The sequence below is a fragment of the Flavicella sp. IMCC45668 genome (assembly GCF_057219105.1).
Genome location: NZ_CM170114.1, coordinates 2,899,669 through 2,923,051, shown reverse-complemented (window position 1 = coordinate 2,923,051; position 23,383 = coordinate 2,899,669). Strand labels below are relative to the sequence as shown.

The 23,383-nt window shown below is 33.9% G+C and carries 20 protein-coding genes; 7 read left to right on the top strand and 13 right to left on the bottom strand.

Translation table 11 applies throughout. The annotated features are described in order from the left end of the window. Positions 1 to 95: 95 nt before the first annotated feature. From AC2DZ0_RS11860 to AC2DZ0_RS11835, 6 genes are all read left to right on the top strand, one after another. Positions 96 to 1,037, top strand: coding sequence for a ribose-phosphate pyrophosphokinase (locus AC2DZ0_RS11860; protein ID WP_484490273.1), 942 nt, complete (start codon positions 96 to 98; stop codon positions 1,035 to 1,037). A gap of 27 nt (positions 1,038 to 1,064) precedes the next feature. Further along, positions 1,065 to 1,670 carry a 50S ribosomal protein L25/general stress protein Ctc gene (locus tag AC2DZ0_RS11855; RefSeq protein ID WP_484641981.1) on the top strand — a complete coding sequence of 202 codons (606 nt, stop codon included), beginning with the start codon at positions 1,065 to 1,067 and terminating at the stop codon, positions 1,668 to 1,670. A gap of 116 nt (positions 1,671 to 1,786) precedes the next feature. Next, entirely contained in the window at positions 1,787 to 2,362 is a 576-nt protein-coding gene (gene pth, locus AC2DZ0_RS11850; protein WP_484641979.1) for an aminoacyl-tRNA hydrolase, read from the top strand. A 346-nt stretch (positions 2,363 to 2,708) separates the two neighbouring features. Further along, the gene (mutS, locus tag AC2DZ0_RS11845) at positions 2,709 to 5,321 is read left to right on the top strand and encodes a DNA mismatch repair protein MutS (RefSeq protein ID WP_484490270.1); all 2,613 of its coding nucleotides are present in this window, start codon (positions 2,709 to 2,711) and stop codon (positions 5,319 to 5,321) included. A 37-nt stretch (positions 5,322 to 5,358) separates the two neighbouring features. Next, positions 5,359 to 5,976, top strand: a complete 618-nt coding sequence (locus tag AC2DZ0_RS11840) for a trimeric intracellular cation channel family protein (protein WP_484641977.1) — start codon at positions 5,359 to 5,361, stop codon at positions 5,974 to 5,976. Continuing rightward, entirely contained in the window at positions 5,973 to 6,428 is a 456-nt protein-coding gene (locus AC2DZ0_RS11835) for an RNA methyltransferase (protein ID WP_484490268.1), read from the top strand. The genes AC2DZ0_RS11840 and AC2DZ0_RS11835 overlap by 4 nt, the downstream gene beginning before the upstream one ends. 2 nt (positions 6,429 to 6,430) lie before the next feature. On the opposite strand, the gene pbpC is transcribed toward AC2DZ0_RS11835, so the two are convergent. The 10 genes from pbpC to AC2DZ0_RS11785 form a co-directional block, all read right to left on the bottom strand. Further along, positions 6,431 to 8,770 (bottom strand): penicillin-binding protein 1C, encoded by a 2,340-nt coding sequence (gene pbpC / locus AC2DZ0_RS11830; protein WP_484641975.1) that lies wholly within the window; start codon positions 8,768 to 8,770, stop codon positions 6,431 to 6,433. Between the two features lie 29 nt (positions 8,771 to 8,799). Beyond that, positions 8,800 to 14,337, bottom strand: coding sequence for an alpha-2-macroglobulin family protein (locus AC2DZ0_RS11825; protein WP_484641973.1), 5,538 nt, complete (start codon positions 14,335 to 14,337; stop codon positions 8,800 to 8,802). Between the two features lie 94 nt (positions 14,338 to 14,431). Then, the gene (locus AC2DZ0_RS11820) at positions 14,432 to 15,688 is read right to left on the bottom strand and encodes a mechanosensitive ion channel family protein (protein ID WP_484641971.1); all 1,257 of its coding nucleotides are present in this window, start codon (positions 15,686 to 15,688) and stop codon (positions 14,432 to 14,434) included. 141 nt (positions 15,689 to 15,829) lie between these two features. Beyond that, complete coding sequence (locus AC2DZ0_RS11815) at positions 15,830 to 16,549, bottom strand: 3-ketoacyl-ACP reductase (RefSeq protein WP_484641969.1); 720 nt, start codon at positions 16,547 to 16,549, stop codon at positions 15,830 to 15,832. 52 nt (positions 16,550 to 16,601) lie between these two features. Further along, positions 16,602 to 18,128: a Dabb family protein gene (locus tag AC2DZ0_RS11810; protein ID WP_484641967.1), complete on the bottom strand. Its 1,527-nt coding sequence runs from the start codon at positions 18,126 to 18,128 to the stop codon at positions 16,602 to 16,604. Positions 18,129 to 18,147: 19 nt separating this feature from the next. Next, positions 18,148 to 18,639, bottom strand: a complete 492-nt coding sequence (locus AC2DZ0_RS11805) for a GlcG/HbpS family heme-binding protein (protein ID WP_484641965.1) — start codon at positions 18,637 to 18,639, stop codon at positions 18,148 to 18,150. Between the two features lie 132 nt (positions 18,640 to 18,771). Further along, a complete protein-coding gene (locus tag AC2DZ0_RS11800) occupies positions 18,772 to 18,990 on the bottom strand; it encodes a hypothetical protein (protein ID WP_484641964.1) in 219 nt (72 codons plus the stop codon). Between the two features lie 17 nt (positions 18,991 to 19,007). Beyond that, positions 19,008 to 19,226 (bottom strand): hypothetical protein, encoded by a 219-nt coding sequence (locus tag AC2DZ0_RS11795; protein WP_484641963.1) that lies wholly within the window; start codon positions 19,224 to 19,226, stop codon positions 19,008 to 19,010. Positions 19,227 to 19,450: 224 nt separating this feature from the next. Further along, positions 19,451 to 20,146, bottom strand: a complete 696-nt coding sequence (locus tag AC2DZ0_RS11790) for a LytR/AlgR family response regulator transcription factor (protein ID WP_484641961.1) — start codon at positions 20,144 to 20,146, stop codon at positions 19,451 to 19,453. After that, a complete protein-coding gene (locus AC2DZ0_RS11785; RefSeq protein ID WP_484641960.1) occupies positions 20,139 to 21,179 on the bottom strand; it encodes a sensor histidine kinase in 1,041 nt (346 codons plus the stop codon). The genes AC2DZ0_RS11790 and AC2DZ0_RS11785 overlap by 8 nt, the downstream gene beginning before the upstream one ends. Positions 21,180 to 21,356: 177 nt before the next feature. On the opposite strand from AC2DZ0_RS11785, the gene tatA reads away from it, so the two are divergent. Beyond that, complete coding sequence (gene tatA / locus AC2DZ0_RS11780; protein WP_300320711.1) at positions 21,357 to 21,629, top strand: twin-arginine translocase TatA/TatE family subunit; 273 nt, start codon at positions 21,357 to 21,359, stop codon at positions 21,627 to 21,629. Between the two features lie 63 nt (positions 21,630 to 21,692). Here the strand turns inward: tatA and AC2DZ0_RS11775 are convergent, their stop codons facing one another. The 3 genes from AC2DZ0_RS11775 to AC2DZ0_RS11765 are packed head-to-tail and all read right to left on the bottom strand — an operon-like array spanning position 21,693 to position 23,190. Then, positions 21,693 to 22,334 (bottom strand): O-methyltransferase, encoded by a 642-nt coding sequence (locus AC2DZ0_RS11775; RefSeq protein WP_484641958.1) that lies wholly within the window; start codon positions 22,332 to 22,334, stop codon positions 21,693 to 21,695. A 14-nt stretch (positions 22,335 to 22,348) separates the two neighbouring features. Next, positions 22,349 to 22,612: a hypothetical protein gene (locus tag AC2DZ0_RS11770; protein WP_484490256.1), complete on the bottom strand. Its 264-nt coding sequence runs from the start codon at positions 22,610 to 22,612 to the stop codon at positions 22,349 to 22,351. 8 nt (positions 22,613 to 22,620) lie between these two features. Further along, a complete protein-coding gene (locus tag AC2DZ0_RS11765; RefSeq protein WP_484490255.1) occupies positions 22,621 to 23,190 on the bottom strand; it encodes a sigma-70 family RNA polymerase sigma factor in 570 nt (189 codons plus the stop codon). Positions 23,191 to 23,383: the final 193 nt, after the last annotated feature.

Genomic DNA, 23,383 nt, shown 5'->3' with positions numbered 1-23,383 from the left:
ACATTTTTATTAAAAAATATCGAGGTAGGCTCTTAAATTATTTCTATTTTTGCAACCGCAATAAATCACATTTAATTAAACAAACACATTATAGTATGTCTATCAATCAATTAGCACCAAAAGTATTTGCGTGTTCGCAAAGTTTTGAACTAGGAGAAAGCATTGCAAAACATTACGGAACGGAACTTGGAAACATTAATATTTCAAGATTTAGCGACGGTGAGTTTCAGCCAGCTTTCGAAGAATCTGTTCGTGGTCGTCGTGTTTTCATTATTGGATCTACGTTTCCAAATTCTGACAACTTAATGGAAATGCTATTGATTTTAGATGCTGCAAAAAGAGCCTCTGCTAGACACATTACTGCTGTAATGCCATATTTTGGATGGGCACGTCAAGATCGTAAAGACCGACCTCGTGTTGCTATTGGAGCCAAATTAGTTGCTAACTTATTACAAACAGCTGGAGCGACAAGAATTATGACTATGGATTTACACGCAGATCAAATCCAAGGATTTTTCGAAAAACCAGTAGACCATTTATTTGGTTCAACTATTTTCATGCCTTACATCCATAGCTTAGGACTTGATAATATCACAATGGCCTCTCCAGACATGGGAGGATCTAAAAGAGCTTATGCTTACTCTAAGCATTTGCAAAGCGAAGTAGTTATCTGTTACAAACAACGTTTAAAAGCGAATGTGATTGACACGATGGAACTTATTGGTGAAGTTGAAGGGAAAAATGTGATTCTTGTTGACGATATGATCGACACAGGAGGAACCCTTGTAAAAGCTGCTGATGTTATGATGGAAAGAGGAGCTAAAAGTGTAAGAGCTATTATCACTCACCCATTACTTTCTGGAAATGCCTATGAAAAAATAGAAAACTCTAAATTATTAGAATTGATTGTTTCTGATTCAATTCCATTAAGAAAAGAGAGTTCTAAAATAAAAGTTGTAACTTGCGCGCCTTTGTTCGCGGATATTATGCACAAAGTACAAGATAACAAGTCAATTAGCGACCAGTTTATCATCTAATTAAGAATATTAATAAATATATATATAATGAAATCTATTACAATCAAAGGATCGAAAAGAGAAAGCGTAGGAAAAGCTGCTACAAAAGCACTACGTAATGCTGACAAGGTACCTTGCGTATTATACGGAGGAGAAAATGCCATTCATTTTTCAGCTGAAGAAAAAGCTTTTAAAAACTTGGTATATACTCCAAATGTATATACTGCAACGATTGAATTGGAAGGTGAAAAACCTGCTACTTGTATCTTACAAGACATTCAATTTCACCCTGTAACTGACAAAATCTTACACATTGATTTTTATCAATTATTCGATGATAAAGAAGTTACTATGGAAATCCCTGTTACTTTAGTTGGGAACTCTCCAGGGGTTATGATTGGTGGAGCTTTACGTTTCCCTAACCGTAAATTAAAAGTGAAGGCTTTACCAGGAAACTTACCTGATACAATTGATGCTGATATCTCTAAATTGAATATCGGAGACAAATTATTTGTAAGAGAAGTTGAAATTCCTAACTGTACAATCTTACACCCAGAGAACACTGTTGTTGCTCAGGTAAGAATGTCTAGAGCTGCACAGGCTCCAACTGATGAAGCTGAAGAAGAAGCTACTGAAGAAGCTGCTGCTGAATAAATTTATTCAAGCATTATAACTTAAAGGTTCCTTTTGAAATTTCAAAAGGAACCTTTTTTTGATTCATATCTCACCATTATTGTTAATTTTGAAAATTGAAATACAGAACATCTATTATGAAAAAATTCTTAATTGTAGGACTAGGGAATATAGGAGCTGAATATGAAAACACTCGTCACAATATTGGATTCAAAATATTGGATGAATTAGCCTCTATGGAAAATATCAAATTCTCTACAGATAAGCTTGGTGATATTGGGAACTTTAAATTCAAAGGAAGAACTTTTATTCTACTAAAACCTTCTACTTACATGAACTTAAGTGGGAAATCCGTAAAATACTGGATGGAAAAAGAAAAAATTGCCCAAGAAAACATCCTTGTTATTTCAGATGACCTAAACCTAGATTTCGGTACCATCAGATTAAAAGCAAAAGGAAGTGCGGGTGGACATAATGGTTTGAAAGATATCAATGAAAAATTAGGAAATCAAAACTATCCACGTTTTCGATTTGGTGTAAGTGCAAATTTCTCAAAAGGCAAACAGTCTAACTATGTTTTAGGAGAATGGTCTAAAGAAGAAAATCGATATATGCCAGAACTCCTTTTCAAGGGAGCCAACCTTATTAAAGAATTTGGAACGGCCGGAATTGGAAATACCATGAACAAATATAATGGGCCATTAGAATTATAAAATACTAAGCCCCACTTTTTCCAAACAACACTTTAACTCACCAATAAAACAACCCTAAAAAGGACTTCACCCCTACAAAAGTTCATTTCAACCTCCAACTCGTGCCGTTCATCGAAATATACGAGGGACCAAAACCATTATAACGTAATTTTACAAATGTAATAGTTAGGCTATTACATCTTTTTCATAGCAATTTTCCCTCTTTAGTTTTTAATTAAAGAGGGTTTTTTATTTCTTCTATATAATCATAGATAAACAGAGTAATTCTAGTCACCCTATCTGAAAGTTTTGCACCACAGAATCAAAAAACGTAAATTCGCACTTCACAGAATTAAAAGCGAATATCTTGGCAAAAACGAAAGCAAAAAAGGAAACTCCTTTAATGAAACAATACAACACCATTAAGGCTAAATACCCTGATGCAATGTTGCTCTTTAGAGTCGGTGATTTTTACGAAACTTTTGGAGAAGATGCCATTAAATGTGCTCGCGTTTTAAACATTACCCTCACAAAAAGAGGAGCAGGTAGTGAGAGTGAAACAGCCTTAGCTGGTTTTCCACATCACTCACTCAATACGTATTTGCCAAAATTAGTAAAAGCGGGTATGCGTGTTGCTATTTGTGATCAATTAGAAGATCCTAAAATGACAAAAAAAATTGTCAAACGCGGGGTCACAGAATTGGTAACACCAGGGGTTTCTTTTAACGATGAAGTTTTACAATCCAACAGTAATAACTTTTTAGCAGCGGTTCATTTTGGAAAAAAAGTGGTTGGTATCTCTTTTTTAGATGTCTCTACAGGTGAATTTTTCACCGCTCAAGGATCTGCTGAATATATTGATAAATTATTGCAGAATTTTCAACCAAGTGAGGTACTGATTCAAAAACAAAATCGTCTAAAGTTCAATGAAGTTTTTGGAACGAACTTTCATACTTTTTATTTAGATGATTGGGTTTTTCAAGCTGATTTTGCCAATGAAAGTCTGAACAATCATTTTAAAGTAAACTCTTTAAAAGGCTTTGGTATTGATGATTTACAAGAGGGAATAGTTTCTTCTGGAGCAGTTCTGTACTATTTGTCAGAAACACAACACAACAAAGTAGAACATATTGCATCCATCCAAAGAATACAAGAGAACAATTATGTTTGGATGGATCGCTTTACGATTCGCAATTTAGAATTATATGCCTCAACGGAAGCCAATGCAGTAACCCTACTAAAGGTAATCGACAAAACCATTTCTCCCATGGGAGCAAGATTGTTAAGACGCTGGTTGGCATTGCCCTTGAAAGATATCGAACAAATAAAAAAACGTCAGGACATTGTTAAGTATCTTATTGATACTCCTGATTTCTATGATTTAGTTACCTATCAAATAAAGCAAATTAGCGATATTGAAAGACTGGTTTCTAAAGTGGCTACCGGTAAAATTCATCCTAGAGAAGTAATCTTTTTAAAAAACTCTCTAAAAGCAATTATCCCAATTAAAGAAGCCGCAGAAAAAAGCAGTAACGCTTCTTTAAAGAACATTGGAAAACAGTTAAATGACACCAAAGAACTTCGAGCGAAAATTGAAGCTACTTTGTTTGAAGAAGCGCCCGTAAACATCAACAAAGGGAATAGTATTGCAGCTGGAGTTTCTAAAGAATTGGATGATTTAAGAGCAATTTCTACTTCAGGAAAAGACTACCTAGACAACATGGTGCAACGTGAAGTTGAACGTACCGGAATTAGTTCTTTAAAAATAGCTTTCAACAACGTATTCGGCTATTATATTGAAGTTCGTAATTCGCATAAAGACAAAGTTCCTGAAGAATGGATTCGCAAGCAAACGCTTGTAAATGCCGAACGTTACATCACAGAAGAATTAAAAGAATATGAAACAAAAATTCTAGGAGCTGAAGAAAAGATCGCAAAACTAGAACAAGAAATTTATGCTAATTTAATTCAGTATCTGACTCGTTTCATCAAAGAAATGCAACTGAATGCACAATTGATTGGACAAATAGATTGCTTGAGTTCTTTTGCTACAATTGCTACAGAAAACAGTTATGTGAGGCCTTTACTGGATGAAACAACGGATCTAGAAATAAAAAATGGTCGTCACCCTGTAATTGAAAAGCAACTTCCTGCCGGAGAAGAGTATATCGCAAATGACGTGGTCTTAAACAGAACGTCTCAGCAAATTATTATGATCACGGGACCAAACATGTCGGGTAAATCAGCCATACTTCGTCAGACTGCTTTGATTGTATTATTAGCACAGATGGGAAGTTATGTTCCTGCTCAAAATGCAAAAATTGGAGTTGTTGATAAAATATTTACACGTGTTGGAGCCAGTGATAATATCTCAATGGGAGAATCTACGTTTATGGTAGAAATGAATGAAACCGCCAGTATCCTAAACAATGTTTCCGATAGAAGTTTGATCCTATTAGATGAAATAGGTCGTGGTACAAGTACCTATGATGGTATCTCTATTGCTTGGGCTATTGCAGAATATATACACGAACACCCAACCAAAGCGAAAACTTTGTTTGCCACCCATTACCACGAACTCAATGATATGACCAATACTTTTGAGAGAGTAAAAAACTTTAATGTATCGGTAAAAGAATTAAAGGACACTGTTATTTTCTTAAGAAAATTAGTTACAGGAGGAAGCGAGCATAGTTTTGGTATTCATGTAGCAAAATTAGCAGGAATGCCTACACAGGTTATCCATAGAGCTAATAAAATGCTGAAACAACTAGAAAAAAATCATACGGGAGATGATATTAAAAATAAGTTAAGTGCTGCGAAAGAAGAAGAAGATTTACAACTGAGCTTTTTCAAATTAGACGACCCGCTTTTAGAGGATATCAAAGAAGAAATTTTGGCAACTAATATTGATTCACTTACCCCAATTGAGGCTTTGATGAAACTTAATGAAATCAAAAGAATGTTGACTAAAAAATAGTCCACTACGTTATCCAACCATCATGAAAAAACGCTAAATGGAAATTATTATCGGACATATAAACGTGATGGGTTCTTTTGTTTTTGCCATTTCAGGTGCTTTAGTCGCTCTTAAAAACAAACTAGATCCTTTTGGTGTATTGATTGTAGCCTTTGTTACCGCTGTTGGAGGCGGAACGGTAAGAGACATGCTATTGGCGGATAGAGATGTTTTTTGGTTATTTGACACACATGTTATTTATGCTGTTGTTAGCGGTGCTTTTATTGCAATGATTTTTAGAAGCAAACTTCATTTTTTTCACAAACCTATATTTTTTTATGATGCTATTGGCCTAGGATTATTTACAATTACCGGAGTTCAAATTGGAATTGATTATCATTTAAACCCATTTATCTGTGTATTATTGGGGACTGTAACAGGTGTTTTTGGTGGAGTTATTAGAGATATTATTGTAAATGAAATTCCAGTTATTTTTCAAAAAGAAATTTATGCCACAGCAAGTTTATTTGGAGGTGCATTGTACATGTTATTGGTGTTTTTAAAACTACCTAACCCTTACCTACAAATCATCCCTATAAGTTCGATCATATTGATTAGAATTATTGCAGTTTCGTTTAACATCTCACTCCCTAACATTTACAAAAAAGAACAATGATTGATAATTTAGAACAAGGCTTTTTCGGAATAGGAATACAAAATGGTAAAACGCCAGAGAATTTAGGGGTTTTATGGAGATCTGCGCAAAACATGGGGGCCAGCTATATATTTACCATCGGGAATAGATACGCTAAACAAGCCTGCGACACCCACAAAGCAGTTGGAGCAATGCCTTATTTTCATTATGATACCTTTGAAGATTTTTACAAACAGCTACCAAAAGGAGCCATGTTGGTGGGTGTAGAATTAGACGAACGAGCAGTGCCCCTAGAAACCTTTGAACATCCAAGGCGTTGTGTATATCTTTTAGGCGCTGAAGACCACGGTATGTCTCGACTCGCTATTGAAAAATCTCATCATTTAGTAAAATTTGATACCCCCATGAGTTTGAATGTATCCGTCGCAGGAAGTATTGTGATGTATGATAGGAGAATGAAGAAATTTAAATAAATCTATTTCAAAATCTCCACAAACAACTTATTCTCATTCCCCAACACATCAACTACTGTGATTACATGCTTGCCTATAGTAACAGGAACTGATTTCTCGTGAATACTTTTAGTTTCCCCAACATATTGCTCATCTAAATACCAATAAACTTTAGTTTCAGGAATATTATGGGCTAACTTCATTACCAACTCTTCTTTTGCTCCATCAAATCCCTTTGGCAAATAGATCTTGGCTTTATTTTTAGGATATACAAAATCCATTATTCGTTTCTTATCTCCCAAACAATCCATTCTATAGCTAGGCAAAGGTTTGTAAAAAGGATTTTTCTTTTTAAAATAATACTCCATTAAGGGAGGCAATACAAACCAACTTTTATGAGTTATTTCAGAAATATTTTCACAAGAAGAATTTACCTGATACGCTTCATTTTTATCAAGATGTACCCAATAGTGGTAGGGACAAGGTTCAGTATCAACTCCCTTATATTGTACCATTAACGTATCCTTATTAGGACAAATTTCCTTAGCTAAACTTCCACTTTCTCTGCATACAATAACTTGCTCCAAGGCATTATAGGGTTCTGAAAACCAATTAGACTGAGGTAACAGATCGAACAAATCAAACATCACGGGTCCTGCACTTGACACACCCAACAAACCTGGCCGTCCTTCTCCATCTGCATTTCCTACCCAAACACCTACTACGTAATCTTTGGTACTACCTATAGCCCAAGCGTCTCTATATCCAAAACTTGTACCAGTTTTCCATGCTATTTCTTTAGAAGAATCAAAAAACTCCCAATTCTCTGCACCTGTAGGTCGATTCACTTGTTTCAAAGCCTCATAAGTTAGAAACAAAGAACCTGCGTCAAAAATCGTTTTCTGCGGAGAGGCTTTTCCAAAATTCACCCTTTCTTTTTCTTTAAATACCGGATCTACAAACTCATTTGCAAAATAATTACCTGAAGTACTCGAATAGTGATTTATCGTTCCTGAAAAACCTGCGTAAACTCTACAAAGATCCCATAAATTACTTTCAGCTCCTCCTAATATCAAAGTCAAGCCATAATATCCAGAATCATGCTTGACATCTTTTAAATCCAACTTTTTTAAATACTCATAAAACCTACTTAAACCAAAACTCTGTAACATTTTAACCGCTGGAATATTTAAGGACCTAGCCAAAGCTCTACTTGCTGGCACAGCCCCATCATACTCTAGACTAAAATTTTTAGGATTATAGGAAGCTATCTCAGTTGGAACATCTGCAATTAAGGTATTGGGTAACATTTCTCCAGAATCTAACATAGCTGCATACAAATAAGGTTTTAACACACTCCCTGTACTCCTAGGTTTATGTATTACATTTACATTTTTCTGATGCTCCTCATCTGTTGGTGTATTCCCAACATACGCCAAAACTTTACGCGTATGAACATCCAATATCAGAACAGACATATTATAAACCTCATTCTGTTTTAATTTTAAATAATGCCGTTTTACTATTTCATTGGCATTCACCTGTAATTGATTTGGGATACTTGTTTTGATAGAATTCCCCTTATGTTTAATTGCCATATACTCTAACAAATGGGGTGCTTTGGAAGGCAATGCATGTGGTTTTTTAGGCAACTCCTCTTGAATAGCAAGACTATAAGTAATCGAATCAATTATTTTTTTATCTAATATTTTCTTTAAAAGTCTATTTCTTTTAACCACTAACTTATCATGATTTTTACCAGGATAAATAAGACTCGGTGCATTTGGCAATACCGCTAAAGTAGCATTCTCTGCCCAAGATAATTGATAAGGCGAACGACCATAATAACGCCATGATGCAGCTTCTAAACCCACAACGTTCCCTCCGAAGGGAGCGTTTGAAGTATACATTTTTAAAATATGTTTTTTAGAGTAGCGAAACTCCAAACGGGTTGCCAAAATAAGCTCCAAGAATTTCTCTGAATAGGTTCTGTTTTTCCCCTTTCTAGACAAACGAATCACTTGTTGTGTAATGGTGCTACCACCTCTTTTTATACCTGATTTTGTAACATTCCCCCACAAAGCTTTTGCTATAGACACAGGATTAAAACCAACATGATTATAAAAATAAGCATCCTCAAATTGTAAAATACAATGTTCAAATTTATAGGGTATACTATCAATATCCGGAAACCTCCATTGACCGTCATCGGCAATTTTTGCTCCCAAGAGGACTCCTTCTCTACTTTGAATTACTGTAGATTTTGGATTCTTAAAAACCTCTGCTGGCAATGAAAAATAATACCCTATTAAGAGTATAAACCCAAAGATTACAACCAAATTCTTTTTCGAGACACGACCCATCAACACCCGATACAATTTCGTTTATTCAGTTATTTCACTACTTCTATCCATTGCCCTTTTGTTCTAGAGAAGTAATCATTATCATACATTGCCTCTGCCTGAACACCTGGTAAGTAATACTTTCCTAAATAAGCAGCATTCAAACGAACCGTGAACGTTTTAACCTCATTCTTTTTCATTGAAAAATAAAAATTAACACGATCATCTCTAATATCCGTATAATCGCATTGATTATCAGTTGCCTCACCAAAATCAGTAAATCTAGTATTTACAATCTCCCAACCAGAAGGGAAAATTTGACTCAATGCAATATCATTGACTCTTTCTGTATTTGGATTTGTGAGTGTTACCATGGCAACAAAATCAGTCCCTTGACGTAGTTTCTCAAATGAAACAGGATTCCCTTTAGAATCTACATATTTCACATAGAGTTTAAGGTTTCTTGAAGTCGCAATTTCAGTTCCCAATGACAATGTTCCTGAATTCACAATTCTCACGAAACATGTATTTCCTATATTATTTGTAATCGAAAATTTATTTGGCTGTGTTTCTAGAACTTCCAATCTACGTTGAGCCACGGTACTTTTTGTTACAATCGACTCTTGCTGACCATTAATAGTATAACTCAAATTCAAATCTTTCCCTCCATTTTTTATGACCATTTTGGCCATCGAAAGTAAACAATATGCCGTTGTTTGAGTGCTCATCCAATGATCGGAGGACAATCTTTTTGCAATAATTTTTGCCATATCATGCACCTCACTACCCTCCATGATCAACATAGTTTCCATAGCCATTGCTCTATTTCTATAAGAAGAACCATAGGTATAATAATCTCTTTGTTTAATTTCAAAATCAACCGAAGCTGAAGCTATTAATTTGGAAGCCGCCTCTTTTTGACCTGCCAAAGCATAAGCCGCTGCCAATCTCCATTTTGAAATATTGGAAATTTTAGGATACTCTCTTAGCCTATTCATTGCAGCCAAATCTGGCTCTCCGGCTAGTGCGAGCGTATATAACCTATATGCTTGTGTCATTCCAGAATTCCAGTACTTATAACTTGACCTCCATTCTCTAGCAGCTTGCTTTTGATATCTCAACCAATTACTCATAAATGTAAGCGGTAAAGAATACCCCTTTTTCTGAGCCTCAATCATAAAATGCCCTGCATAACTGGTTCCCCAATCACTCACATAGGTATTTCCAATCCAATAAGACAAGCCTCCATTTGGCAATTGAAAATCACCAAGCCTTTCAATACCTTCTTCTATATTTGACTTGATCTGTGTTTTTTTATCAGCGGTAATATCAAATATATCTTCTAAAAACAATTGAGGAAATACACTTGAGGTTGTTTGTTCTACACAACCATGTGGATATCTTATTAAATATTCCATTCGCGATGCAAAATTCATAGGTGGAATTGTAGATATTTCCACATCAACTTTGTTGGTTCCTTTCTCTCCAATACAAGAAAAATCGGCATTTAAAGTTTCATTAGCTCCAACTTCCAAATCCATATATTTACTTGTTTTTGGATTTGGATTGACTACATCAATTTCAATCTCTTGTGTTGAAACCTCACCATTGCTTTTTGCAATTACTTGAATATTTTCTATCCCTTGTCCTTTTAAAACCTCCAAATCAAAATAAACCATTTTTTCATCTGGTGCATCAAATCGAACTACCTTTTTATATTGCCCAATGATCTCAATTCCATCACTAATTTTTAAACTAACCTCTACATTTTCAACAGCACTTTTCATGGCAAATACTGTTACTGGTAAGGTAACTTTTTCGGTTGGACTTAATTTTCTCGGGAGCGAAGCTAAAACCATCAAAGATTTTCTAACTGGTACCGCTTTTTCTGCTTTTCCATAGGCCTCTTCAGCATTATCTGCTGCCACTACCATTGTCCTTACCGAACCAATATAATTTGGCATTTTTATTCTATGTTGCTTGGTCTCACCTGGCTCTAACACAAAGGGTCCAAGTACAGAAACTACAGGTTTAAACCTATTCGCTTTCGTTGCCTTTTTATTCTTCCCATCTTCGTCTCCACCAATAGCAAAAACTTGACTAATTGCTCCACCAAAAGCCCCCATTACATCATCAAAAATATCCCATGTCCTAACCCCTAAAGCTTCACGTGTATAAAATACATTCCACAAATTAGGTGTTTTATAACGAGTTAAGTCCAACAAACCTTCCTCTACCACAGATAAGGAATAAGTCATCCTTTTTCCATTAGCTTCACTTACTTTTACCGCATAAGTGGTCTCTGGTTTTAACTCATCTTCCATAGAGATTACAGGTTCCAGTTTTGTGTTTTTATCCACGACTATAATTGGAATTACTCCATACAATCGCAACGGCAAATCATTCTGTGTTGTTGCATGAGGCTGTAACAAAGAAATATTTACAAAAACATTAGGAGACATTTCTGGAGTTATGGTTATTCTTGCTTTTGTTTGTCCCTTCACTGTTTTTACCCATTGTGTTTCTAATACTTCTGATCCATTTTCAACACTCACCAAAGCATTCCCTTCTGAACCAGACGGAAAGGTAATTTCTGCAACATCACCAACATTGTATTTTTCTTTATCAGAATTAAACACTAACATCGTTGCCGATTCAGCATTTCCTTTTGTAGAATTCGACCACCAATTTCTAAAGAAATATGCTGTCCTACCCGTTGAATGTCCACTTACCGGATCTGTAATGCGAATCAAATAACGTCCACTTTTACGATTAGGAATATTGATATTGGCTATCGCCGTACCTCTATCATTTGTACTTACTTTAATCGTTTTGTACAAATATCTATGTTCAGAATTCACATAAGTAGCGAGGTTGTCAGAATTAGAGCTCCACCACCAAGACCATCTGATCTCATACACTTTTACTATTAAATTTTTTCTTGACACGGGTACTCCCTTATGGTTGACTGTAGCTATCGAAAAGGGAATATTTTTATCAGTTTCATAGGAATTCCCATATCGTTTAGATTCAGGAGATTTCATACCCACAAAAGTCGTAAAAGGAGCAATGTCTTTTGATACGACATCCGATGAAAAATCACCACCATTTTCAAACACACGCGTTAAAAAAGTTGCTTTTAACTTACCTGGTGCCGTATTTTTTAAATTTATCTTCTTATTTATTTTCGCTTTCCCTAGGGCATCAACCTTCCCTTCAAAAACGGTAAGTTCCTCTGTTTGAAATTCTTTTATTGGATCTTTAAAAATATATCCGGGAAAATTTTCGAATCCCTCTGAAGAAGAAGACAACTTCATTTTCACTTCAGTTTTCAAATTTTTTGCAATCGCTCCATGAAGCCATTTTACCTCAGCCTCTGCCTTTATTGGCAATTTAGTTGAAAGCACCTCATCTTCAAAGTTGATATTAATCTTCAATCGATTTGGCTTAACCGTTTCAACTTTTAAGGTTTTATAAAAAGTAGCACCTCCCACCTTTACTTTAGCGTTCCAGTTTCCTGTAGCATCACTATCCGTTGTAGGGATATCAAACCTAAAGAAACCATTGACACCATCATTTTTAATCGTTTGATATTTCAACTTCCCATGAGGATCTGTTACCTCAATTTTTACAGGATGTCCGGATGGCAAAGGGTTATCTGTATCATTCAAAACAAAAAAAGTATGAATGGTATCTCCCGGCCTCCACACACCGCGTTCTCCATACAAATACCCTTTTAAACCTTTTCTGATTTTTTTTCCGGCAACATTAAACTTACTTAATGACAATGAATTTCCATCATTCAGCTTTACATAGGTTTTACTAGCTCCTGAAGAGACTATGGCAAAAGCCGCCTTAGATTTAGATAGGATTGTTGCAATCCCCTCACCATTTGTATCGGCATTGGCGATTAATTGCTTTTGGTAATTGTACAATTCTATATGTGCATTTGCCAATACATTAGTTGTAAGGATATCTGTAACGGCAAAGAAATAAGAATTACGAACTCCTTTTTTAACGATAACCCCAACATTAGAGGCTAAAATATTGGCTCCAATTTTTTTCCCTCCATAAAAATAAGATTCGGTACATGGGTTATCTCTATCTCTCCAATTGTAATCATAATCTTCATCATGGTAATAATATGAGTCAAAGGAATCCCAGTAAGCATCCTCCCCTTCCTGCTCATTCGCTTTTTGAATTAAGTCTTGTTCCGGAATTTGATAGTTCTCTGTTAATGGATTCCCCTCGCATCCATACAAAGAATAAGATTTTCTAACCGATAATTCTACTCGATAAACCGATCCTTGATCTGCACGTATTAATGACTGAAGATCTACCGCATAATTTTTCCATTTCCCATCATTATCAATATCATTTTGAACCAAGGGAATGGTTTTCTTTAGAATACTTCTTCCTGAAGCTCTTAAATTATTTCTATTGGAAGTGCTTAAATCATCTCTTTGCAATAAACTTAAAATATTTGTTGAATAAAGTTGGATAACATTGACGTCAACAGCTTTTAAATTCACGGCCTTAAAATTGAATTTCAGATTTTTAGAATCTGGTAAAATCAAACCATTTGAAATCAAACGAATTTGAGGCTTCAACTGCTCAAAGGTAATAGCATCAGAAAAACGTTTATTTAACCTGTACCCATTTTCATTTTTAATTCCGCTAAACACGGTTACATTTACCTTCCCTGCAACACGCTTGCTAGGATATACTTTTAATAAATTCCCCTCTATTACATATTTCAATTTGGCTGCATTTTTTACAGTCACCAAACCTTTTAAGTTTTGACTTTTCAAGAGCGGATCAGAAAAATTTACACATAGATGCTGCTCGGGAGATTGACGAACATAAATACTTAGCACCGAGAAATTATTTTTCCCAGGAATTTTAACCTTGGAAGTCCCTTTATTGTCAACACCGATAGGTTTTCCATCCCATTGAATCTCTACTTTAGAATCTTCAATACCACGTTCAATACTATCAATTACAAACTCAAAATAAGTGTCTTTTTTATCCTTGGTGTCGTACCAATTTATTTTTAAATCTTTCCCTTCTTGATTAGCATGTATCAAAGATTTAGCTTGTTTTAAAGTAATCACATCTGCAGAGACGATATGCCCTTTTACATATTGAGAAGATTGCGTATAGGATTGCAAATCCTTCATTTTAATAGAAAAATTTGGCGATTTTGTTTTAAAGTAGAAGTGAAAATTTTCGTATTCCTTACCTACATTTTCGTACAATTTACTTAACTGCAATTTACAGCTATACTTTTGCTTGGATTTCAAATCCTGATCAGGGGTAAATAACAAAGATTTTTTACTAGACAGAATTAACTTTCCTTTTACGGATGGAGTCAATTCCAAAATATGAATCGGAATTTCTTGCCCGACCTCAAAAAGTGTTACATCTTTAGAAAGATACACTTTTACAGGAGCCTCCTTAGAAATAACCCCTCTAGTAGTACTATAAATAAAATTTTTAAAATTTGATATTGGTGTTTTTACAGTTGCTTGTTTTTCACAGGCAATTACCAATACCATCAATAGGCCAAGGCATAGCTTTTTAATCATCTAGCAATTTTTATTTTTTCGCTAGTAAAGATACCCAAAATTCCCATGTATCTGTATTCGATACATTTAATTCATGAAATTTGTAATTAACACGCTAAGCTCGTAACTTTTCAAAATCTGACCCTGTAGGATTCTGAAAAACTTCCAAATCAAACTCTGGAACTGCTGCTAATAAATGATCGAACATATCAGACATAATACCTTCATAGATTACCCATTCTTTTCGGCTACTAAAAGTATAAATTTCAATAGGCAAACCATTTTCTGTAGGTGCTAATTGACGTACCATACAAGTCATCTCTAAATTGATATCAGGAATATTTTTCACATAGGCCTCTGCATAAACTCTAAACACGCCAATATTGGTCAAATGCCTCCCGTTTATCAAATGGGTTTTATCTATCTGATTTTCTATATTGTAACTTTCAATATTCCTTCCTTGCTCTTGAATATAATTTTCTATCAACTGAAACTTAGCAAACCTCTCTAACATTTCTTTATTACAAAAAGCAACACTACTAATTTTTATATGCAAGGAACGTTTAATTCTTCTCCCACCAGATTCTGACATCCCTCTCCAATTTTTAAAAGATTCAGAGATAAACGCATAGGTTGGAATGGTGGTAACAGTTTTATCCCAGTTCTGAATTTTTATGGTTGTTAATTTCATCTCAATCACATCTCCATCTGCACCATAATTAGGCATGGAAACCCAATCTCCTAATCGCACCATGTCATTTGCTGCCAACTGAATACTAGCAACAAATCCTAGAATGGTATCTTTAAAAACCAATAACAAAACCACAGTCATAGCTCCCAAAGCACTAAAGAAATAAAGTGGAGATTTGTTTAGTAAAAAAGATAATACCACAATAACTCCAGTGATATAAACAGCTATTTTGACCAATTGAAAATAACTATCTAACGGATTTTCTCTGAAAATTTTCTTAGTCTCTAGAAAGGTTTTTAGTGTGTTTAGTAACCGGACAATTACAATGATGAAAATAACCGAAAAATAAGCATTTACAAATCGTAACACATAGGGTGTCAAACTAGGAAAATCATGAAAAACATAAGGTGTGGCTACATAAACTATTAGAGCAGGTGCTATGTGAGCCAGATTGGTAAATATTTTATTTTCCACCAATAGATCGTCCCAAGTAGTTTTTGTTTTTCGAGCAATAGACTCAATAAAACCAAGTAGAATTTTCTTAACAATAAAATCAGCTACAAAGGCAATGATTGCCACAACAAATACCATCAGCACAAATTCAATTAACTGAATAGATTTAGGATCTGCTCCTAATCCCAAAAGCCAATTTGTCAACCAATCCATTGTAATTTTACCCATTTGCTCCATTGCAATCTAAATTTAAATTTCCCCTTCAAATATAGCAAAACCTAAAAAAGGAGTTCCCTCAAAACAAAAAAACTACAATGGAAGATTTACCCTCCTATTGTAGTTCCAAAATATGCTTAAACCAATTATATTTTATGGATTTGTAGACCATAAGGATGCTCCTTTCAACATCGCTCTTCTAGGTAATTTTAGCCCAGCCACAATCAAATCAGCAAAATCCTCAGGTTGTAAAACAGATTCTTGAGAGTTTTTAGCAGCGATTCCCAATTCTACCGTCATGTCAGACTCGATAGTACTTGGAGTTAGCGTGCAAACTCTAATATTATTCTTTCGAACTTCTTTCATCAAAGATTCAGACATTCCGATAACCGCAAACTTTGAAGCAGAATAAGCAGAAATATTTGGATTCCCATTCAAACCAGCAGTTGAAGAAACATTGATAATATCACCTTGATTTTTTTCAATTAAATAGGGTAAAACTTCCTTTGTAACATGGTACATTCCCAAAACATTAGTCTGAATAATTTGAGTCCATTCTGCGACAGGCATATCATTAAAAGAACCGATAGAAGCAATTCCAGCATTATTCACTAAAATATCAACAGTCCCAAGTTTTGCTATTATTTCCTTTATTGCAACTTGCACCTCTTGATACACGCCAACATCAAATACGGAATACACAACATTCACGCCAAATTCTTGTAATTCTTTAACGGTATTTTTTAAAGCGGCTTCATTTCTTCCTGTTATCGCAACATCAATACCTGCTTTTGCAAAAGCCAAGGCAGTGGCCTTTCCCAAACCTCTTCCACCTCCTGTGATAATTGCTTTTTTATTTTTTAAATTTTCCATAATTTTTATTTTTTAGAAATTCTATGCAGTTCAAAATTCTACTTGAAAGCAATTATTCTTTGGTCCAATAATCAAACACAAATACATCTGCTAATAGCGGTCCTACTTTTTTAACTAAAGCTTGATGTTTTTCATGAAATAAATAAATCTCTCTTCCATGTACATCTTTAAAAGTTAACGTAAAAGTATATTGCAAACCTTTGGTATGACCTTCAGTACTGTCGTTAGCCCCCCATTCTAAATTAGAAATTTCTGGAATTTCATTTTTAAGATTTTCGAAGAGAGCCAACGCATTTTGCACCTCTTTTTCACTAACTGATTCTTTAAATTTTAAGCTCACCAAATGCCTTAAGACTTTGGCTTTATTTTCTGTTTTCTCAGGTGCTATTTTGTAACTCACCAATTTTTTCAATCCAAAACGAAAGGAACCTGCTACTAAAAAGTCTGTTCCACCAACGTTCAAAGAATTCAAACCATAGTAAATAGAATAGCCAGTTTCTAAATAATTCACGGGAGATAAAATTCCATCTTCAGATAATTTACATAACTGAATACTCGCATCATCTCTAGTTCCTACAGCCAATAAAGCCTCGTTATTATTGGTGGAAATTATTTCAATTCTAGTTTGACCTGATAATTTTGTTTGCTCATCATCCTTCAATACAAAATGAGGTTTTAAAGCACCGTTGCTACCCACTTTAAAAACACTGACACCATCACCATGGTACACAAAATCTTTCTTTTTGATAAAGTTTCCTCTTTTGTAATACTTATGATGTCTATGCCCAACAATCACATAATAATTTTTCCCTAACTGAACACCTGTTACCGGGTAAGCTCCTGTCAAATATCGATCTGTCTCGTTATCATCGATGTTATTTACATTTTTAAACTTTCCACTTTCATAAACTCTAAAGCTACTTACTCCGTTATCTTGAAAACCACTTGTGTATAAATAAGTACGACTTTTTATTTTATGAATATACATCCCGATAATTCCATCCGTATGAATTTTTTCATCATCTTTCATAGATTGAATATGTGTAAGCTCTCCATTTTTTTCAATTCTAAAAGAACTCAATCCAGGTGTTTCTTCTAAACCTCCAACAAATAAGTACGATGCTTTTTTCATATGAACCACCTGTAAGGTAATTGCAGTACCCAAGTGGGTTTGGTCCGTATCTTCTTTTAAGGCAACACGATTCAGAGAACCTTTGTCATCAATTGCAAATGTTTCAATAGCGTTTCCATGTTTATTTGCTACAAAAAGAAAATCATTACCCTGAATATTATCTGCAACCATACCTCTTGCAGGTCCTTTTTTCATGTACAATTCATGGTTACTTATTGATGTCAATACCCCTAAACTATCCATGCTAAAAACATCAATATTTCCAAAACCACCGGCATAAACAAACTGTTTTCCACCTTTTTTGTAACTAGTTACTGTTACTGTGTTTTGTGCAGAAAGATCTTTAAAATCTGTTCTATATAAAGTTGGTTTTTCTTGTCCGGTTACCATTCCTGCTTGAAAGAAAAGTATTGTAGTAAGAAACAAATATTTCATTAGTTGATTCATAATCTGATTGATTTAAATATTATTTTAAGATTGATTTTGCTCCTGCAGTTGCTATTTCTCTGTCTTGTTCGATAGTCCCGCCACTAACACCAATGGCTCCAATAATTTTACCATTTTTATCTTTTATTGGAATCCCACCAGGAAAGGTAATCAAACCTCCATTAGAGTGTTCGATATTATAAATAATTCCGCCAGGCTGCGTTAATTCTCCAAGTTTACCTGTATCAATATTGAAATAACGAGCGGTTTCTGCTTTTTTTATAGCTACATCAATACTCCCTAAATAAGACTCATCCATTCGTAAAAATGCTTTCAGGTTGGCACCTGCATCCACAACTGCTATATTAACTAAAACATTGGAAGCTTCTGCTTTTTTCTTAGCCACCAAAACAGCATTCAAAGCTTGCTCGTCGGAAATATCGTGAGTAATTTGTGCTTTTAATCCGAAGGACATCATCAGAAATACAGCTATCGCAAAATAGCTTTTTAGACTTTTAAATAAATTCATCATTCTATAAAAATTGTTCTGTTTTTAACTTTGGTTTCTTTGAACCACAAAGTTTATTTTTTTCATTGAACAATTTGTTGAACTAGTTCAACAATTAAAAAAAAGACAAAAAAGATAACCCAAAAACTAAAACAATCAATCTGGCAAATCTTCACAAACAAAACCATGATTGGTTACCATTTGCACAACCGTTTCACTTTGCAAATCATTAGAAGATTCTATGCGTAATACCTTATCCCTATCTTCAAAATCTATAGACCAAGAATAAATAAATGGATGCCTTCTAAAAATGGCTCCAAACATTCTTGCTTTTCTTCTCGATTTGATATTGGTTTTAAAAATCATCAAACTCATAGCGCTATTTATTTTAATTACAACCCTAATTTTGAAAACACTTCATATACCAAAACCGCTGGCCAAACAATAGATTTAAGCACCCCTATTACACCTGCTCCAAAACTAGTGGCATTGGATAGAAAATAAAAGGCAGCTCCAAACATCCCCATCCCATACAAACAACTCATGGATGAATTATAAGAGTTTTTTGTTTCACATTTTTCTTTGATTTCTTGAATTGTAGTTGTTTCCATACCTTTTAGATTTTTTATTGTTATTCAAATATCTAACAACTTAACAACTCTCTCAATTTAATTATGCAAAGTAGAAAATAGTGTCTGCAAAACGGCTTTTTTAATCAGCAACTCAAGAAACGATACTCTAACAGTAATAGAAAGACGAATCTTCTGTAAACATCAACAGATTGGTGAAGCTCAGTTCACGCAATAAAGAGAAAATGACAAAAACTAAAATAACACTAAGTGTTATGAATTTTATTAAAAAATTCAGTTTTGTAAGTATCCGAAATAGGAATTATTTCTTTACCGATATGAATTCTACTGCGTTCAATAGAATCAATTTTATGCAAAGAAACCATATAGGATTTGTGTACTCTACACACCAAGTCAGATGGAATAATTGCCTCCAACTCTTTAAAATTTTGCAAAGTCATAATACGCTTATTTATAGTATGAATTCTGCGATAATCACGCATTCCTTCAATAAAAATAATATCTTGTAGCATTATTTTTTCCAATCGATTTTCTGTCTTCACAAAAATATAATCTTGTGTTAGTGTCGTAGGTATTTTTTGCTGAATATTGCCCAAAGCTTTTGTTACTGCTTGTAAAAAACGATCAAAATTAAAAGGCTTCAATAAATAGTCTGTAATATTTAATTCGTACCCCTTTAAAGCATACTCTTGATAAGCGGTGGTAATAATTACTTGACAATTTAGTTGGGTACTCTCTAACAACTCTATTCCCGTTAATTCGTCCATATTAATATCTAAAAACAACAAATCAACCTGATGTAATTTTAGATACGCAAGCCCCATCAAAGCATTATCAAATGTAGCTTCTAAATTTAAAAACGGAATTTTCTCAACAAATAACTTGGTACGCTCTAAAGCAAGTGGCTCATCTTCAATAATGATACAGCTATATTTATTCATGGCAAATGCTAACGTTTACAGAATAGGTACTTTTATCTTTTAGAACCTCTAAGGTATGGTTATTTTCATACAACAGCTGCAATCTTTTTTCAATAAGTTCATTTCCTAAGCCGTTACTTCCTTTTTTAACTTTTCTATTCGGATCATATTTATTAACACAAGACATTTTTATACAATCTGTATCAATAGAAATTTTTATTTGTATCGCATTGCTCAACTTTTTGTTGGTGCAATGTTTAAAAGCATTTTCTATAAAAGGAATAAACACCATTGGGGCAATTTTTCTGTCCTTCGCATCCCCTTCCAAACTGTAGTGAATATAATCTGTGTTAGCAGTTCTTATTTTTTGCAACTCTATATACTTCTCGATATACTCAATTTCTTTTGACAGCAACACCTCTTCGGTTTTGGTTTCAAAAAGCATAAAACGCATGATATCAGATAATTTATTCAAATAATTTGATGCTTCATCTTGATCTTTTAAAATCAACACATCAATATTATTAATCGTATTAAACAAAAAATGCGGATCTAGCTGAGACTTTACCAACGCCAATTCTATTTTATGATTTTTTTCAATCAATGCTTCTTTCAACTTCATATCCTGAAACCAAGTAATAAATCCCTGGATCACCAAGGCAATAACTCCACTTATGGTTGCTATAAAGGAAATGAAAATTACAATTCCAAAAAAAGCATCTTCTTCTTCTTGTGAACAAGTAGCATCAACAAACAAAGACAACATTCCATAACCAATCAATCCAGCAATGGTAGAAATTACAAGTCCGTAAACCAAGGTTTCAAAATATTGCTTTTTCTTAAAGAAATTTGGAAACAGAAAAAAATAGTAGAGGTAAAAAGAAAAAACTGATGGAATCAAACCAAACATGGTAATAATTCCAAATGCCTTTTCCATTAAAGATTCTTCTGGATTTTCATTTCCCTGGAAAAAAGCAGCCATCAACCCCATTGCAACAATAAAGTAGCAAAGCCAAACACCGATATGTAATAAAATTATTGCCGATTTTTTCATAAGTACAAACTCAAAATTGATACAACAAATTTATTCTAAAATCTAAAAGCATACTAATGCAATCTGCAACTTGGCTTATTTCATCTGCAAATGAGTAAAGTTGTAGAGCATCAATTCAAAATATTATTCAAATTTTCTCATGCCTTATTACTATCTTTGTCACAAATTATACAAATTATGATGTTATTTATTGGAGCACCGGAAGTAATGGTAGTTCTACTTATTGTAGTAATGTTATTTGGTGCAGATAAAATTCCGGAGATTGCTAGAGGACTTGGAAAAGGAATGCGTCAAATTAAAGATGCTACAAACGACATCAAGAGAGAAATCAACACAAGTGCAGAAAAAAACGGAATTGATTTAGATGTTACCAAAGACATCAAAAAAGAGATTGATTCAGTAAAAGAAGATCTTGAGGACATGAGTGGTCCCATCAAAAGACAATTTTAATTATTTTATTAAACGCTCTACTCAAACAACTGCAACAAAAACTGCATTTGTCAATTCAATAAATTATTTCACTCTACTTAATGTCAATCCGTCTCGAATTGGTAATAATACCGTTTCTATTCGTTGATCTTCATTCATTAATTTATTATACTCTAATAAAGCTGCTGTATCAACATCTTTCGGATTCAACTTTTCAATTATCTTTCCACTCCATAAAACATTATCTGAAAGAATGACACCTCCAGAGTTCATTTTATAAATAATTTGATTGAAATAATTAGAATAATTTGCTTTATCTGCATCAATAAAAACAAGATCAAATTTCTCTTGAATTGTAGGAATAATTTCTAATGCATTTCCAATATGCTGCTTAATTTGCGTTCCATATTCTGATTTATCAAAATATTTTCTTTGTAAATCGTACAATTCTTCATTTTTATCAATGGTATGCAAAACACCATCTGATTGCATACCTTCAGCCATACACAAAGCGGAATAGCCCGTGTAGGTACCTATTTCTAAAATATTTTTAGGTTGTATTAATTTAGAAATCATAGAAAGTACTCTTCCTTGAAATCCACCACTCAGCATTCGTGGATTTAAAACCGTTTGCCAAGTTTCTCTATTTAACTCCTTTAAAATTTGCGGTTCTGCTTGAGAGTGATCAACTACATAATCATCCAATTTCTCTGGTAAAAAATCCATATAACGCTACAAACTTATTTTATTTTTGCACTTTCTTTTTCAAACAAAATACGCATCTGTTCTTTTTCCTCTTCAGACAGACTACAAATGGCACTTCCTCCTTTATTTTTATTCAAAATTTTAGACAACAGATTATTCTGCTTGGTATAAATTGAACAAAGTTTACATCCTAAAAAATGGATTCTTAACTTAATAATTTCCATTATCGTCGCCTTTCCATATTGCGATTTGTCGCATATAGTAGTGGCCTCATCACAAGTTATTTTAAATTTTGCCATGAATACTCTTATTTAATAAACCAATTATCTTCCATACATTTTCTCAACTGAGTCCTAGCCCTATGGATTATTACCCACAAATTAGACGATGTAATATCTAGCTCCTTACAAATTTCTTCCGTATCAAAATCTTGTAATGTTTTCATTCTGAAAACCATAGCATACTTCTCTGGTAGTTTATCGATACATTTTGACAAAGCATCACCTAATTCAGCATTTTCAATGTCTTTATCTGCATCGTTCCCCCAAGTCTGCGGAACCCTTTCTTCTAACCAATCTCCTTCATTTTCACCATCATTATAGAAATTCATTCTCACCTCCGCTTTTCCTTTGGTTGAATTTATCTTTCTATAGTAATCAATGATTTTTCTTTTCAAAATGGCTACCAACCAAGTCCTTTCACTTGCTTTCCCTTCAAAATTTTTCATTGCTTTCAAAGCAGCAAAAAAAGTTTCTTGAACCAAATCTTTCGCAATCTCAGTTTTATTAACCCTAGATATAGTGTAATTAAATAGATAATCTGAATGCAGCGTTATCCATTTATCTGGGTCTAAAGTGTGTATTTTTTCAGATGCCATAGTTTGTACTAGTTACGATCCTATTAGAGGCTAAATATAAGGAAACTTCAATTCCTAACAATTATTATTCAAATTACTTATCCACAGTAAAAACGAATAATTAATCCTAGTAAAAAACCATAGGGTCGCGTTTCCCCTCTTTTTGATAGCATTGTATCTATACAAAATATGTATAAGATTCTTCAATGACTTA